Source organism: Marivita sp. NO-S04, from assembly GCF_059070475.1.
Window position 1 is genome coordinate 962,557 of the sequence record NZ_CM180980.1, and the last position, 12,852, is coordinate 975,408.

Here is a 12,852-nt window from a genome sequence, read left to right on the forward strand (position 1 = left end):
TGAGGCATGGAGTTCTCGCTTTTCGTGCACATGGAACGGCTGACGCCGGACCAGCCGCATGACCAGTTGAATGAAGAGTTCATCGCGCTGTGCAAGATGGCTGACGACGCTGGGATGCGCGCGGTCTGGACAGGCGAACACCACGGTATGGAGTTCACCATCGCGCCTAACCCTCTGATGTCCTTGGTGAATGTTGCACACCATACGAAGAATGTGCGCTTGGGCACTGGGACAATCATCGCGCCGTTCTGGCATCCGATTAAGCTTGCCGGTGAAGCGGCGTCGGCGGACTTGCTGACCGGGGGGCGGATCGAACTGGGCATTGCGCGTGGCGCGTACTCCTACGAATACGAACGGCTCCGGCCCGGAATGGACGCGTGGGAGGCTGGGCAGCGGATGCGGGAAATCACGCCGCTTCTCCGCAAGCTGTGGGCGGGGGACTGTGCCCATGAAGGGGAGTTCTTCCAGTTCCCGGCGACCACATCAGCGCCGAAACCTGTTCAACCCGATGGCCCGCCGATCTGGATCGCCGCGCGCGATCCGAACAGCCATGAGTTTGGCGTCCATAACGGTTTTAACATTCAGGTCACGCCGCTCTGGATGGGGATGGAGGAGATCACGACTCTGATGGGCCGGTTTAACGATGCCTGTGCCAGCTATGACGGGCCTCGCCCCAAGATCATGCTGTTGCATCACACCTATGTCGGCGCGGACGAGGCTGACGTGGCTGTTGCGGCCAAGGAATTGTCGCGCTTTTATTGTTATTTCGGGGCATGGTTCCAGAACAAGCGCCCGGTCAGCCAAGGCTTGATCGCGCCGCTGAGCGAGGATGAGATGAACGCAAACGCGATGATGTCCCCCGAGAACATGGCGCGTGACTTGACCATAGGGACAGCGGATCAGGTGATCGATCAGATCAAACGCTACGAAGATCTGGGCTATGATGAATATTCGTTCTGGATCGACAGCGGCATGAGTTTTGAGCGTAAGCGCGCGTCGCTTGCGCGGTTCATCGACGACGTGATGCCAGCTTTTCAGTGAGAGATTCCATGACCCAGCTTCCGCACTACCAGCTTTTCATCGACGGTGCCTGGACCGACGGGGGCAGCGGGCAGGTGATGACCACGCAGAACCCGGCGACGGGCGCGGATTGGGCGACGTTTGCCTGTGCGGATGCGGGGGATGTGGACCGCGCGATTGGGGCTGGGCGGAGGGTGCTGAACGATCCGGCATGGCGCGACATGTCCCAGACGCAGCGGGGCAAGCTGCTGTATCGTCTGGCGGATCTAGTCGCTGAACATGCCCAAGAGATTGGTCGGGTTGAGACCACGGACAGTGGCAAGCTCTTGGCGGAGACCGCAAGCCAGACGGGGTATGTCGCGGATTACTATCGCTATTATGCGGGTTTGGCCGACAAGATCGAAGGCGCGGTCCTGCCGATCGACAAGCCGGATATGCATGTTTTCACCCGCCGCGAACCGATTGGTGTCGTGGTGGCCATCGTGCCGTGGAATGCGCAGATGTTCCTGACCGCGACCAAGCTGGGTCCGGCTTTGGCAGCAGGATGCAGCGTTGTTCTCAAGGCGTCGGAAATCGCGCCTGCGCCGATGCTGGAATTCGCGCGGTTGGTCGAAAAGGCAGGCTTTCCGCCGGGTGTGGTGTCGGTGATCACGGGTGATGCCGAGAACTGTGCCATCCCGCTGACCCGTCATCCCGATGTGGACCGTATCGCCTTTACCGGCGGGCCGGAAACCGCGCGGCATGTGGTGCGCAATTCGGCCGAGAATTTCGCGGTGACAACGCTGGAACTGGGTGGGAAATCCCCGATCCTCGTGTTCGAGGACGCCGATCTCGACGGCGCGGCCAATGGGTTGATCGCCGGTAATTTCGGCGCGTCTGGGCAAAGCTGTGTCGCGGGCAGCCGGGGATTGGTGCATCGGTCGGTAATGGACGACCTGATCGCCCGGATCGAGGACAAGATGGCGAATGTGGTGATCGGAGATCCGCTTGAGGCCGTCACGCATATCGGCCCGCTTTGCACAGAGGCGCAGGTCATGCGGATTGAGGCCACTTTGGCTGCTGCGGTTGAAGGCGGGGCACAAATCCAGTTCGGCGGCGCCCGTTTGGATCGCCCCGGGAATTACATGGCGCCCACTTTGGTCAAATGTGCTGATGCCGACACTGAAACGCTTAAGGTCGAGATGTTCGGCCCGGTCATGTCGCTGTTGCCGTTCGATACGGAAGAAGAGGCCATCTCATTGGCCAACGCGACCCCGTTTGGTTTGGGATCGGGCGTCTTTACCCAGAACGTCGCCCGTGCACATCGCGTGTCGGCGCGGATCAAGGCCGGGATTTGCTGGGTGAACACTTACCGTGCCGTGTCGCCGATCGCGCCGTTTGGCGGGTTCAATCAGTCAGGATACGGGCGCGAAGCGGGGATCGAGGCGATCCACGATTACACGCGCACCAAGACGGTTTGGATCAGCACGTCCGAGGCGCCGATGGCCAACCCGTTCGTGATGCGGTGACCCTGTTTCGCGTCCCTTGGACTGAAACAAACAGCAAAGAAGTATTTTTGTTGCAACTTTAAAAATCGCCCCCACATACACCATAGTTTCGAGAGGAGTGTGTGATGTTAGGTGACTCCAAATTACTGACCCTGCCGTGTGGCAAACCCTTTCGTTTGGATCGCTCGCGGTCGGATGGCATCCTGAGCCAGGACGAGCTTGCTTTCTGCACGTCTGAGGGCATTTCGGTCGCCTACGACCCGGCGCAATGCGGATGGGTGTTGGCGCAAAGCGTGGACGATCTGTTTACCAACGAAGTGACCGATCCTGCGCATCCAAGGGCCGGGCGCGTACGCCGCAGCGTTGGTTTGCACTTGCATCTGCGCCCGTGGGATATGGGGGATGCCCCAAGGCTCGCCGATTTGCTGAACGATCGCGTCCTGTGGGACACGCTTCCAGAGCCGTTTCCCGATCCGGTCAGGGTGGAGTTGGCGCAGTCGCTCATCGAGATTTCGATGCACGGGACCCATCATCAGGTGCATGCCGTGATCTACGACGATGTTCCCATCGGGCAGGTGCGTCTGCAATACGACACAGACGCAACCGGACCACGCTCGGCAGAACTGAGCTATTGGCTCGGACGTCCGTATTGGGGGCAGGGGTTTGCCAGTGCCGTCGTGCCGCCGTTTGTGCGTCAGTGCTTTGCTGAAGACGTGGCGCTGATGTCACTCCGGGCGCGGGTCAAAACTGGCAATGTGGCATCACTGCGGGTGCTCGGGAAAGCAGGGTTTCAAGATGAAGGCCCAGCAGAGCGGTCTTGGAGACTGCTCCGCCGGGATCGTTGAAGGCGTATCGCCCTGCCAAAGTGATTAACAACCTGCGCAATGCGGCTGTGCACTGTGTCAAAAGCGAAAACCTGCGCGTGGACCACCATCAGGCCAGATGCGAGCGCAGCATCCAAGCGAATTTTTCATGCGTCTGCCCGCGTGCGATGCACAGATCTTCGGTTAGCGTATCGCCGTGCTGTGCTGCAAGTTCGCCTGCGCCCGCCAAGGTTTCAGCAAGGGTTTCCTGCGCTTCTTTCATCAGGCGGATCATGTCTTCTGCCGCAGGCGCACCTTCGGTTTCGGACACTTTGGACCGCTTCAGCATGCCGGCCAACGTGCCCTCGGCATGTGCGTCCAAGGCCTTGATCCGTTCCGCCAGATCGTCTTGGGCCACAAAGTGATCTTCGTATATTTTCTGGAACAGGTCATGAAGGGGGCCAAAGGCCATGCCGGTGACGTTCCAGTGGAAACTCTGCGCCAGCATGGTGGTGACGGCGGTTTCGGCCACGCATTGGTTCAGTGCGTCTGCAAGCTGAGTTGTGGCATCGGTGGAAAGGGATTGTGCGGTCTGTGTCATCTGCAGCTCCTGTGAAATGGAAAGGGGCGCTGGCTGGCGACGGGCTGGCTTGCAGTGTCAGGTTAGAGTGCGCGTTGCCTGACGACAAGCATGTTTAGAATCTTTCTAAATCCTGTAAAAAGTGTCGACCACATTGCGCAACAGCGACACCAATGTGCGGCGTGCGTGTTTTGGCACCCGCGAATGCAACAGGAAGGTCGCGCTTGCCACGTCATCGGTTTTCAAGCTGCGCGCGAGGGCCAGCAGCCAGTCTTCGTCAAAGCTTGTTTTCGTCTCGCCCGGACGAAACAGAACAGGGCGTTGGCCAAGTGCTTGTGACAGGCTGCGCATCAGAAAATCCGTGGCGGCCAGAGACGCGATCCGGGGGTCACGTGACAGCAGGGCGCAGGCTCCGAACAGGTCGACATAGCTTTTGCACCGCGCTGCCCGCGCAGACTGGCGAAGATGATCGAGAAACCGACCATTCGCATCATCGTCGCGCGGTACTTCGAACCTTGACGTGGATGTCTGTCGTTGTGCGGCTTTCATGCCCTGCCGGTCCCGTCTCGTCATGTTTCTAAGGGGGTGTCAGGCGGCCTTGCCGCCATTGAGGATTTGCAGTTTGACCTTCTTCTTTCCGCACCGTTTTGCATAGGCGGTTTCCCAGTGTTTGTATCGTCCCATACAGCTTTGCTGCGCGACGACCAGTTCGACAAAGGCTTCCCGATGCGCGTTTTTCTTAAAGGATTTGAAGGCGGATTTCTGGTCCTTGGTCATCGAACAACCAATGCAATGTCCCTCTCGCTTGAACTTGCAGACGCCGATGCAGGGGCTGGGAACTTTCGGCATTTTTGCCTCGCTTGAAGGAAGAACTGGTGTCGCAGTCTGGCTCGGGCAGGGCCATTGCATCCTGTATCGGGGCCGTGTCCCTATTTTGTCAGGATCAGCTTGCCCGCGCGCGTGATCCGGAGGGTGTATGTCTGCCCGTCGAGAACAATCGCGGCCTTGAGCCCGTTCACGATCAGATCGCGCGCATCATAGACGGCTGTCCCGTCTGCGTCGTCAATGTTGCGCGGGGTTGGGAGGTTCTGCATCAGGCTCATTGCGCCTCTCCGGAATGGCGAACGTGGTCGTGTTGCATGTCGATGATCTGTTCGAGGGCAAATCCTTCGATGGCGCCGTGTTCGCTGTTCGATTGGATCAGGTCGCGCCAGCCCAAAGAGCTTGGCGGTGTCGGGCTTTGAGTCAGTTTCGGCTCGGGTGTCGTCATGGGGCTCTCCTTTCCTGTGACATCCGGGCTGCCATTGCGGTGGCTGGGATGGGGCACGATCATCGCGCAAAGAATCCCGATAGATTCAGTCGGGAATGACCTAAGCTATCTGTATCTGACTTTTTTAGTCAAGTAAAAATCTGGCTTTAAATGGCGCAACGGCCGCGTCAATCCGCCCGTCGGGCAGACGGTTGGTGGCGATGCGCCGGTCTGCTGAGATCGCGTGCGATGTCAGGTCGTCTGCAGCGCGTCGATCGACTGGATTGAGGTGAAGCCTTCAAAGCGAGGTGCGCCGTCGTAGAGCGTGCGCGTGTCGCCCGCACGAGCATGGGACGCGCGGAATTCGGCACTGGTGGTCCAGGCCCGAAAATGGTCTTCGTTTTCCCACACCGTGTGCGACGCATAAAGCACGCTGCCAGACTCCTCAGGACCTCTGAGCATATGAAACGACACGAACCCAGCCATGTCCTGTAACCGGCTTTCGCGCGACAGCCACAGCTCTTCGAACTCTGCAGCGTTTTCCAGTGGGACGGTAAAGCGGTTCATGGCGAGATACATGGGATGTGTCCTTTGATCGGTCTGTATTGAGTCGGACGGTAACAGGTCAGCGCCGCCTGTGTCAGGGTGAAGAGGATACCGGACATCCGGCGATCCTCATTAGCCGACAGTCCCCATCACCCAGAGACCGAGGCGCGTTGCAAAACGCGTCCAACAAGCAGAAACCACAGGATCGCGCCCAAGCCAAAGACTGCTCCAGCGCTGTCTGCAACGGGTGGAATCAGCGTGGCGAGTCCTGCAAGTCCGGTGATCATTCCGGGGTAAGTGACCCGGCGCGGCAGGGCGGCTTTTGCGGCCCCCAAGCTGCTGACGCACAGGATCCATGCGGCTCCGGCGATCTCGTTGCCACCGCCCAATCCCAATTCGACGCTGTGCAATATCTCCCACAGCGCTGCGGCATCCTGTGGAGAGTTGACGTAGATCGCGACCACGCGCTCGGTGGCGACATTGGCGATCATGCCAGCGCCCAGCACCAGCGTTGCCCAAACCACGCCCATCGCTTGCGCAAGCTGCGCCCATGGTCCTGATCCGGGCCGCAGGTGGTCTGACAGCGCCACCACGAGTACCAGAAGGGCAAGGCCATTGACGATGTAAATCGTCGTGTTCCAGACCGTTATGATACCCGGAGAGCGATAGATGAACGCCGCAACCGCGTCGATGTCGATCTCTTTTGTGCCATAGCCCATCGGCGCCAATATCGTGACCAGCAATGTGAAACCGAAAAGATATGTGGCAGCGCATGCAAAGGCCGCATACCCGCCTGTACGTATGAGTGTCATCTGATCACCCCCAAACCCTGTGCGTCCCAAAGCGCCTTGAAGTGCTCAGACAGCCGGTGTGTGCCTTGTGGCGGAGCCACCATGTCAATCGCACAGGCGGACAGGAAGAACGTCGCCGGTCCATGGACCCGACGCGGTGTGACCCACGGAAGCAGACACAACGCGCAGCGTCGCAGGGCATCCGGCAGATGTGTGATCCGGATCGGCGCGCCGATACTGGCGAACGCCAATTCGGCGAGTTCGATCTGTGTAAAGGTCTCGGGGCCTCCGACCTCCTGCCATGCTGTGCCGGCATCGGTTGCGTCTGCCACGACATGTGCCAAATCCGCGCCGTGGATCGGGTTCATCCGGGTCAGACCGGACCCGAACAGCCAGACGCGGCCCGACCGCGCCATGCTCAGAACGTCCTCTATGTCGGAAAAATAGCCAGACGGGGCAACCACCGTCGACGCGATCCGAGACGATCGCAGTGCAGCCACGAAATCGGCTTTTGCGGCGACCAGTGGGAGATTGCGCAAGGCAGCTGCGTTCAGAACATGCAGGTAGGCAAAGCGGCCGACGCGCGCGCGCTCTGCCTCGTGCAGCAGGTTGAGATTGGCCTGATAGTCAACGTCGCGGTAGCCAACCCCATCGGCTTGCCGTGTGATCCCCAGTGCGGACACCACAAGGTCCACCCCGTCCATAAGCCCTGTCAGGCTTTCGGGCTGTGTCGCTTCGGCTTCGACCACGCTGCTGGCAGCCAGCGCACCGGCAGTTTTTGCAGTGCGCACCAAGGCAATGACGTACCATCCGCGTCGGCTGTATTCGGCGCAGAGATAGCGACCAAGATAGCCCGTGGCCCCTGCGATAAAGACTGTTTTAATGTGGGCCCCCATCATGTCATGGCCAAGCCGATCAGGGCGACACAAGCCGCCAGACCGACAGCGATGCAAAGCCGCGCCTCGATGGACCGTGATCTGGCGGATTGTCGGGCCCGAGCGGGATGCTCTCCGGTCAGAAAATCGTGCATGGCGTCGAAGCGATGACGCCGAAGTTCAAGTAAAGTGTGCATGGAAATGTCCCTTCGAAACCGTCAGCCGACAACCGGGTGGCCGCGGCCCTGTAGGCACGCGATGACGATGGCCTTTCGTCGCTCCGACACGTCAACGGCACTTGCGATACCTCCGGCTAGAGCGCCCGCAACGGCACCCCCCAGCGCGTCGCCGTCTTCGTCCAATTCGCCCAGCACAGCGCCCGCGCCTGCGCCCAATGCGGCGGCACCAAGGGTTTCCTGATCGAACTGGCGTTGGTTCCGCGCCAGAGCCCGGCACGCGGCCAGATCGGCGTCGAAAGCCGCGTTGGCGGGACCATCAAGGATCGGCGTGTGGTTTGTGCCGCTATCGGTGCAGGCTGCGATCAAGAAAACGGTGCCGAACGCGGCAGAGGTCAATCGTTTCATGTGGAGTGTCCTTTTGCATCCAAAGTGATGGGTGCGGACATATCCACGCGGGCGAATTTCGGGGATGACCTCAGGTAACAATCAATTGACACCTCGACCCAATGTGGGTGTCCGGGTCAGGTGACAGTGTCTCGAAAGGCGGTTGGGCTTTGGCCGGTCCAGCGGCGGAACGCGCGTACAAAGGACGATGCTTCCGAAAAGCCAAGGAGATAGGCTGTCTCGTTTACCGACACTTTGCGCGCAGCCAGATAGTCGCGGGCCATGCGGTGACGCAGGTCGTCGTGGATGTCCGCAAAGGTCACGCCCTCTTCCTTGAGCCGCCGGTACAATGTTTGACGGCTCATGCCCAAATCTCGGGCCACCTTGTCCATCGACAGGGAGCCTTCGTGCAGATCCGGCAGGATATGCGCCTCTATGCGGTCGCGAAGCGTGTCGCTTTGCCCAAGATCATACAGCAACTGGTCGGCATGGCGGGTGAACACCCCGAAAACATAGGTGTTGCCCGGTTCAAATTCCGTATCGCCGGAAATCCAGACAGGATCGATCCGCATGGCGTTGCGTTTGGCATGGAACTGCACGGGCACCCGGAACAGTTCGGGATACTCGTCCACATGTGGCGGCGGCGCATAGGTCACCTCCAGCTCAAGTGCGAAGGGTCTGTCGGGAAAGGACCGCCGAAATTCACTGATGAAGCGCGCGAACGAGGCTTCCATCCCGACATAGTCCGATGTTTGGATCGGCAGATGGTCGATGATCCAAACCTCGTTGCCATCCTCCAGCAACTCGAACCTGTCGTGACCGCCGGGAATATTGGCGTCGGCCATCAGTCTGAGATATCGGTTCAACTGTTCAATCGAATGGGGCAGGGACGCGGCGTGGTGCACGATCTGTCCAACCACCGAGATCATCTCAAGCCGCGACTCAAGCGTGTGTCGTAGCAAGAGCGCCGTATCGCCCGTGGTCGCAATGGCGGCCGCAATCATGGACTGATACGCCAAAACGGGTACGCGTTGGTCCTGATCTGCCAGATCAGCAGGCGCCAACCCGGCCGACTGCAACAGCGCTTGCCTGTCTGCACCGCGCGACACCGCGTAGTCGAGAAGCGCCGACACAAATCCTGCGGCCATCATCGCCTGTGCCATGATCCCAAAACATCCCTTGGTCCGGGGCCAGCATAGGCCATCGGGTCAAACCGACGGAACCCCCAAATCCGCCATGATGGTCGGTCAGGGGGGCTTTAGAAAAAGATGTCGTCGAACGGATCGTCGCTGGCCGCCGCAGCAGGGGCTGTTTCGGCAACGACAGTCTGCATCTCGGTGTCTTCGGAGACCGGGGGCAGAATGACTTTGCGATGAATGTCGCGTTCTCGTTCCATTGTGTAGATGGCGAACACCTCGGTCGCGACGCTGTCTTCCTTGCCGGGATAGCCATCCAGTTCGCAATCGTGGCTGAACATCCGCGCCGTTTTCTCGATCAGGTGCGCGTGGTCTGTGACTGGTGTCAGCCATCCGCGCGATTCATCCAGCGTTTCCCGGAACTCAGAGACGATTTCGCCACTGCGGTATGCCGCTTCGCCGATGTCGTTGACGCCGTCCGACAATTGCCGCACGGTTCCTTGCGGCAGGGCGTTGGCGCGTTCGCTGGCGGTTTCCAGCAAGACGATGGTTTCGCCAGCGAGTTCGATCATTTCGGCCAATTCGGTTTTCACCGCAGGCAACCGCGTAGAGGCGTCGCGCGCCAGCTGCTGCAATTGACCCGCGATTTCCCGCAGCGCCAGACCCCGACGCCCAAGTCGGGCGCAGGCGATCACTGCGTTGATCCCGATCATGCGCATCCGCGCCTCGAAGGATTCCCCGGCGGCAATAATGCTGGTGAGGGCTTCGAACTCTTGCGAGAGCGTGCGCGCAAAGGCCATGAGCTGGTCTTGGGTCGTGACGGCCTGCGCGATCCGGTTCTCGATTTCCTCAAGCCCGGTTTTCAACTTCCGCGATCCGTTGCGCTGTTCGAAGACCTGCAAATGGTCACGGACAAGGTTCAGAATGCCCTGTTGCAGTGCGGCCGATCCTTCGCGGATATTGTCGACGCCATCGACGTGCGCCTGTGCGATGTCCTCCATCTGATGCGCGGCCAACGCCGTCAAAGCCTCGCTTTCGTCCCAGGCCCCTGGAATCCCTTCCAGAATGGTCAGCACATGCTCCAAGCGCTGGCGGGTCGTGTCGCCGATTTGCAATCCGGCCACGGCGGTCGCTGACGCGCCCATCAGGGCTTTGGATTGGTCGGCAATTTCTGCACTGGCCGAGCCGAGCGTTTTGATATGCTCTTCAAAACTCGCCAATTCGCGGTTCAGGGCGGCAACCGGACCGGACAGGCTGGACGTCAGCAGGTCCCCGAGAAAGCGTGCACGGGTCAGCGCGTCGTCGCTGCCTTTCTTGATGCGCTGCATCGCTTCGTCCAGACCGGACAGGATGGTTCCGAGTTCGGCCACAAGTCGCGTGGCGTCCTCGGTGAAGCCAGTCAGGTTCGAAGCATTGTCTTTGGGGCCGACCTTGATGGCCGCGACCGTGATCCGCGCGTTTAGGACCACAATGTTCATCATCTTGAGAATGTCGCGCAATTCTCGCACCTGTCCATCGACACCGCGCGCACGGGTCATCAGCGCTGTGACGTTGTCGAGAACCTTGAGCACTTCGTCGGACAGGGATCGCATCTCGGTGTCTTGCCATTGCCCGTGCTGACGCAGCTCTGACAAGGTGCCTTTTGCGTTCATCTCGTCAAAGACCGCCAGTACATTGCGCGTCTTGCCCAAGGCATCCGACGTCGCAGACAGGTGATCGCCCGCCACAAGGAAAACCGCTTCTGTTTTCCGGCAGAGGTTCGAGATTGCGCGTTCCCGCGCTGCAAGATCGTTGGGTTGTCCAGACGATGAGGCAGGAGCGTAAACCGCGTCGGTCAAGTAATCTTTCATAGTATCACCCAGCTTTGCGGGACTTGCCGCTGTACCAGCTCATGATTTCGGCGGACATTTGTGACAGCGGGGCGAGCTTGTCGACAACACCGGCTTCCACGGCCGAGCGTGGCATGCCGTACACCACACAGCTCTCCTCGGTCTGTGCCACGGTGTAGCCGCCACAGGTTTGGATCTCGCCCATACAGGTCGCGCCATCATCGCCCATGCCGGTCAGAATGACGCCCATCGCGTTTTCGCCAGCAGCTTGCGCCGCGGAGCGAAACAGCACATCGACCGAAGGACGGTGTCGGGACACATAAGGGCCATTTGCCACTTCAACGACATAGCCACGGCCTTCGCGGTGGATCAGCAGATGCTGGTCGCCCGGAGCGATCAGCGCACAGCCGGGGGTGAGCATGTCGCCATTCGACGCTTCGATGACCTCGATATTGCATCGTCCATTCAAACGTCGGGCCAGCGGTCCTGTGAATTCGGCGGGCATATGCTGGACAATGGCGATCGGGGGCGCGTTCTCGGGCAATCCAGTAAGAACCTGACGCAAAGCATCCGGGCCGCCGGTCGATGATCCGATCACGACAAGAGGCGTCGGACCGGCGCGTCGGACAGCCGGGCGTTTTGCAAGGATCTTGTCGGGGGAAAGGCGTGCATCAGAGCGGCCTTCTTCCGTATTGACGCCGCGTGACGGGACATTCGGACGTTCGCCAACCGCTGCGCGAACCGCTTGGCCGATCCGCAGGGCTGCCCGGCTGCGGGCGTCCACGGTCGTGAGGTCGGGTTTGGCAAGAACCTCGGCCGCGCCCAAATCCAGAGCCGTCATCGCGGCCATCGAGCCTTTTTGCGAATGGCTGGAGCAAACAATGACCGGCACCGGGCACTGCGTCATGATCTTCTTGAGAAAGGTCAGGCCATCCATGCGGGGCATTTCGATATCCAGCAAGATCGCATCGGGCAGTTTGTGCTTCATCCGCTCAACCGCGACGAACGGGTCTTGCGCCGTGCCGAACAGGGTCAGGCCTGGATCGGCGTTGATGATCGCCGAGAAGGCTGTTCTCACGGCAACGCTATCATCGACGATCAACACACTGATAAGATTTGTCATTTTTAGACTTCCTTGCGATAGATCGCGGGTGCGACCTGACGGAAATGCGGCATACGCACGATCATGCTTTCTGAATGGCCGACAAACAGATGCCCACCTGGTGCAAGATGTCGGCCAACTCTGTGAAGAACCGCCAATTGCATATCCGGGTCGAAATAGATCAGGACATTGCGCAGGAAGATGATGTCGAGATCGCGGTCGACATTGTAGTCCTCTTGGATGAGGTTCATCTTCTTGAAGTGAACACGATTGCGCAGGGCGGGCGACATCCGCCATTTGCCCTGCCATTCGTTCTGACCTGCGTAAAGATATCTGCTGCGCAGCGCCTCGGGCACTGGCGCGATGACCGTGTCGGAATAGATACCCCGGCGCGCATGTTCGAGCACGCGACCGGAAATATCCGTGCCAAGAATGCCCCAGTTGAAACCGGGATAGGCCAAGGCATGTTCGGCCAGCAGCAGGGCGATGCTGTAGGATTCAGCGCCGGTCGAGGCGGCCGCACTCCAGGCTTTGAACACGCCGGAGCCAGCGCGGGTCTGATTGCTTCCGAGAATGACATTCCGAAGGTAGTGGAAGTGGTCGATTTCGCGGAAAAAGTCGGTCTTGTTGGTGGTCACCGTTTCTTCGATGTGCCGCATCTCTGAGGTGAGACCGTCATTTTCGAACAGGTGCCTGAAGTATTCCTGAATATTGTTCAGACCCAAGGCGCGCACCCGGCTGGCAAGGCGGGTTTCGATCATCCCGCGTTTGGTCTGCGGGATGCAAACACCAATAGAATCCTGCACCATGCGGGCGAATGCCTCGAAGCCCTGCTGAGCGTCACCGAGGGGAGCTTGGTTCATCACAAGTG

Annotated in this window: 17 protein-coding genes; 3 read left to right on the forward strand and 14 right to left on the reverse strand. The window is 59.7% G+C overall.

What is annotated here, in order from left to right; translation table 11 throughout:
* Positions 1-6 precede the first annotated feature (6 nt).
* From ACK3EW_RS05120 to ACK3EW_RS05130, 3 genes are all read left to right on the forward strand, one after another.
* Positions 7-1,041: an LLM class flavin-dependent oxidoreductase gene (locus ACK3EW_RS05120; protein WP_493808721.1), complete on the forward strand. Its 1,035-nt coding sequence runs from the start codon at positions 7-9 to the stop codon at positions 1,039-1,041.
* A gap of 8 nt (positions 1,042-1,049) precedes the next feature.
* Entirely contained in the window at positions 1,050-2,528 is a 1,479-nt protein-coding gene (locus ACK3EW_RS05125; protein WP_493808722.1) for an aldehyde dehydrogenase, read from the forward strand.
* A 104-nt stretch (positions 2,529-2,632) separates the two neighbouring features.
* Positions 2,633-3,352 carry a GNAT family N-acetyltransferase gene (locus tag ACK3EW_RS05130; RefSeq protein ID WP_493808723.1) on the forward strand — a complete coding sequence of 240 codons (720 nt, stop codon included), beginning with the start codon at positions 2,633-2,635 and terminating at the stop codon, positions 3,350-3,352.
* An 88-nt stretch (positions 3,353-3,440) separates the two neighbouring features.
* Here the strand turns inward: ACK3EW_RS05130 and ACK3EW_RS05135 are convergent, their stop codons facing one another.
* From ACK3EW_RS05135 to ACK3EW_RS05200, 14 genes are all read right to left on the reverse strand, one after another.
* Positions 3,441-3,911, reverse strand: a complete 471-nt coding sequence (locus ACK3EW_RS05135) for a Dps family protein (RefSeq protein WP_085631341.1) — start codon at positions 3,909-3,911, stop codon at positions 3,441-3,443.
* Between the two features lie 105 nt (positions 3,912-4,016).
* Positions 4,017-4,439 (reverse strand): hypothetical protein, encoded by a 423-nt coding sequence (locus ACK3EW_RS05140; protein WP_493808724.1) that lies wholly within the window; start codon positions 4,437-4,439, stop codon positions 4,017-4,019.
* A gap of 39 nt (positions 4,440-4,478) precedes the next feature.
* Complete coding sequence (locus ACK3EW_RS05145; RefSeq protein ID WP_439120370.1) at positions 4,479-4,739, reverse strand: DUF1289 domain-containing protein; 261 nt, start codon at positions 4,737-4,739, stop codon at positions 4,479-4,481.
* 80 nt (positions 4,740-4,819) lie between these two features.
* Positions 4,820-4,984, reverse strand: coding sequence for a hemin uptake protein HemP (hemP, locus tag ACK3EW_RS05150; protein ID WP_493809692.1), 165 nt, complete (start codon positions 4,982-4,984; stop codon positions 4,820-4,822).
* Positions 4,985-4,989: 5 nt separating this feature from the next.
* Complete coding sequence (locus ACK3EW_RS05155; protein ID WP_493808725.1) at positions 4,990-5,160, reverse strand: hypothetical protein; 171 nt, start codon at positions 5,158-5,160, stop codon at positions 4,990-4,992.
* A 231-nt stretch (positions 5,161-5,391) separates the two neighbouring features.
* Entirely contained in the window at positions 5,392-5,718 is a 327-nt protein-coding gene (gene hmuQ, locus ACK3EW_RS05160) for a heme-degrading protein HmuQ (protein WP_439120368.1), read from the reverse strand.
* 116 nt (positions 5,719-5,834) lie between these two features.
* The gene (locus ACK3EW_RS05165) at positions 5,835-6,497 is read right to left on the reverse strand and encodes a hypothetical protein (RefSeq protein ID WP_493808726.1); all 663 of its coding nucleotides are present in this window, start codon (positions 6,495-6,497) and stop codon (positions 5,835-5,837) included.
* Complete coding sequence (locus ACK3EW_RS05170) at positions 6,494-7,375, reverse strand: SDR family oxidoreductase (RefSeq protein ID WP_493808727.1); 882 nt, start codon at positions 7,373-7,375, stop codon at positions 6,494-6,496. The genes ACK3EW_RS05165 and ACK3EW_RS05170 overlap by 4 nt, the downstream gene beginning before the upstream one ends.
* Positions 7,372-7,548, reverse strand: a complete 177-nt coding sequence (locus ACK3EW_RS05175) for a hypothetical protein (protein WP_493808728.1) — start codon at positions 7,546-7,548, stop codon at positions 7,372-7,374. The genes ACK3EW_RS05170 and ACK3EW_RS05175 overlap by 4 nt, the downstream gene beginning before the upstream one ends.
* Before the next feature lie 21 nt (positions 7,549-7,569).
* The gene (locus tag ACK3EW_RS05180; protein WP_439120364.1) at positions 7,570-7,935 is read right to left on the reverse strand and encodes a glycine zipper family protein; all 366 of its coding nucleotides are present in this window, start codon (positions 7,933-7,935) and stop codon (positions 7,570-7,572) included.
* A gap of 116 nt (positions 7,936-8,051) precedes the next feature.
* A complete protein-coding gene (locus ACK3EW_RS05185; RefSeq protein WP_493808729.1) occupies positions 8,052-9,077 on the reverse strand; it encodes an AraC family transcriptional regulator in 1,026 nt (341 codons plus the stop codon).
* A 95-nt stretch (positions 9,078-9,172) separates the two neighbouring features.
* A complete protein-coding gene (locus ACK3EW_RS05190; protein WP_493808730.1) occupies positions 9,173-10,900 on the reverse strand; it encodes a hypothetical protein in 1,728 nt (575 codons plus the stop codon).
* 4 nt (positions 10,901-10,904) lie between these two features.
* Entirely contained in the window at positions 10,905-12,002 is a 1,098-nt protein-coding gene (locus tag ACK3EW_RS05195) for a protein-glutamate methylesterase/protein-glutamine glutaminase (protein WP_439120361.1), read from the reverse strand.
* A gap of 2 nt (positions 12,003-12,004) precedes the next feature.
* Positions 12,005-12,844, reverse strand: a complete 840-nt coding sequence (locus tag ACK3EW_RS05200) for a CheR family methyltransferase (RefSeq protein ID WP_493808731.1) — start codon at positions 12,842-12,844, stop codon at positions 12,005-12,007.
* Positions 12,845-12,852 lie beyond the last annotated feature (8 nt).

What these genes read in the sequence shown, in the direction of transcription:
- ACK3EW_RS05170 (WP_493808727.1), bottom strand. Translation starts at nt 7,375, where the DNA reads ATGATGGGGGCCCACATTAAAACAGTCTTTATCGCAGGGGCCACGGGC.
- ACK3EW_RS05165 (WP_493808726.1), bottom strand. Translation starts at nt 6,497, where the DNA reads ATGACACTCATACGTACAGGCGGGTATGCGGCCTTTGCATGCGCTGCC.
- ACK3EW_RS05185 (WP_493808729.1), bottom strand. Translation starts at nt 9,077, where the DNA reads ATGGCACAGGCGATGATGGCCGCAGGATTTGTGTCGGCGCTTCTCGAC.
- ACK3EW_RS05200 (WP_493808731.1), bottom strand. Translation starts at nt 12,844, where the DNA reads ATGAACCAAGCTCCCCTCGGTGACGCTCAGCAGGGCTTCGAGGCATTC.
- ACK3EW_RS05190 (WP_493808730.1), bottom strand. Translation starts at nt 10,900, where the DNA reads ATGAAAGATTACTTGACCGACGCGGTTTACGCTCCTGCCTCATCGTCT.
- ACK3EW_RS05140 (WP_493808724.1), bottom strand. Translation starts at nt 4,439, where the DNA reads ATGAAAGCCGCACAACGACAGACATCCACGTCAAGGTTCGAAGTACCG.
- hmuQ (WP_439120368.1), bottom strand. Translation starts at nt 5,718, where the DNA reads ATGTATCTCGCCATGAACCGCTTTACCGTCCCACTGGAAAACGCTGCA.
- ACK3EW_RS05155 (WP_493808725.1), bottom strand. Translation starts at nt 5,160, where the DNA reads ATGACGACACCCGAGCCGAAACTGACTCAAAGCCCGACACCGCCAAGC.
- ACK3EW_RS05145 (WP_439120370.1), bottom strand. Translation starts at nt 4,739, where the DNA reads ATGCCGAAAGTTCCCAGCCCCTGCATCGGCGTCTGCAAGTTCAAGCGA.
- ACK3EW_RS05175 (WP_493808728.1), bottom strand. Translation starts at nt 7,548, where the DNA reads ATGCACACTTTACTTGAACTTCGGCGTCATCGCTTCGACGCCATGCAC.
- ACK3EW_RS05125 (WP_493808722.1), top strand. Translation starts at nt 1,050, where the DNA reads ATGACCCAGCTTCCGCACTACCAGCTTTTCATCGACGGTGCCTGGACC.
- hemP (WP_493809692.1), bottom strand. Translation starts at nt 4,984, where the DNA reads ATGCAGAACCTCCCAACCCCGCGCAACATTGACGACGCAGACGGGACA.
- ACK3EW_RS05135 (WP_085631341.1), bottom strand. Translation starts at nt 3,911, where the DNA reads ATGACACAGACCGCACAATCCCTTTCCACCGATGCCACAACTCAGCTT.
- ACK3EW_RS05195 (WP_439120361.1), bottom strand. Translation starts at nt 12,002, where the DNA reads ATGACAAATCTTATCAGTGTGTTGATCGTCGATGATAGCGTTGCCGTG.
- ACK3EW_RS05180 (WP_439120364.1), bottom strand. Translation starts at nt 7,935, where the DNA reads ATGAAACGATTGACCTCTGCCGCGTTCGGCACCGTTTTCTTGATCGCA.
- ACK3EW_RS05120 (WP_493808721.1), top strand. Translation starts at nt 7, where the DNA reads ATGGAGTTCTCGCTTTTCGTGCACATGGAACGGCTGACGCCGGACCAG.
- ACK3EW_RS05130 (WP_493808723.1), top strand. Translation starts at nt 2,633, where the DNA reads ATGTTAGGTGACTCCAAATTACTGACCCTGCCGTGTGGCAAACCCTTT.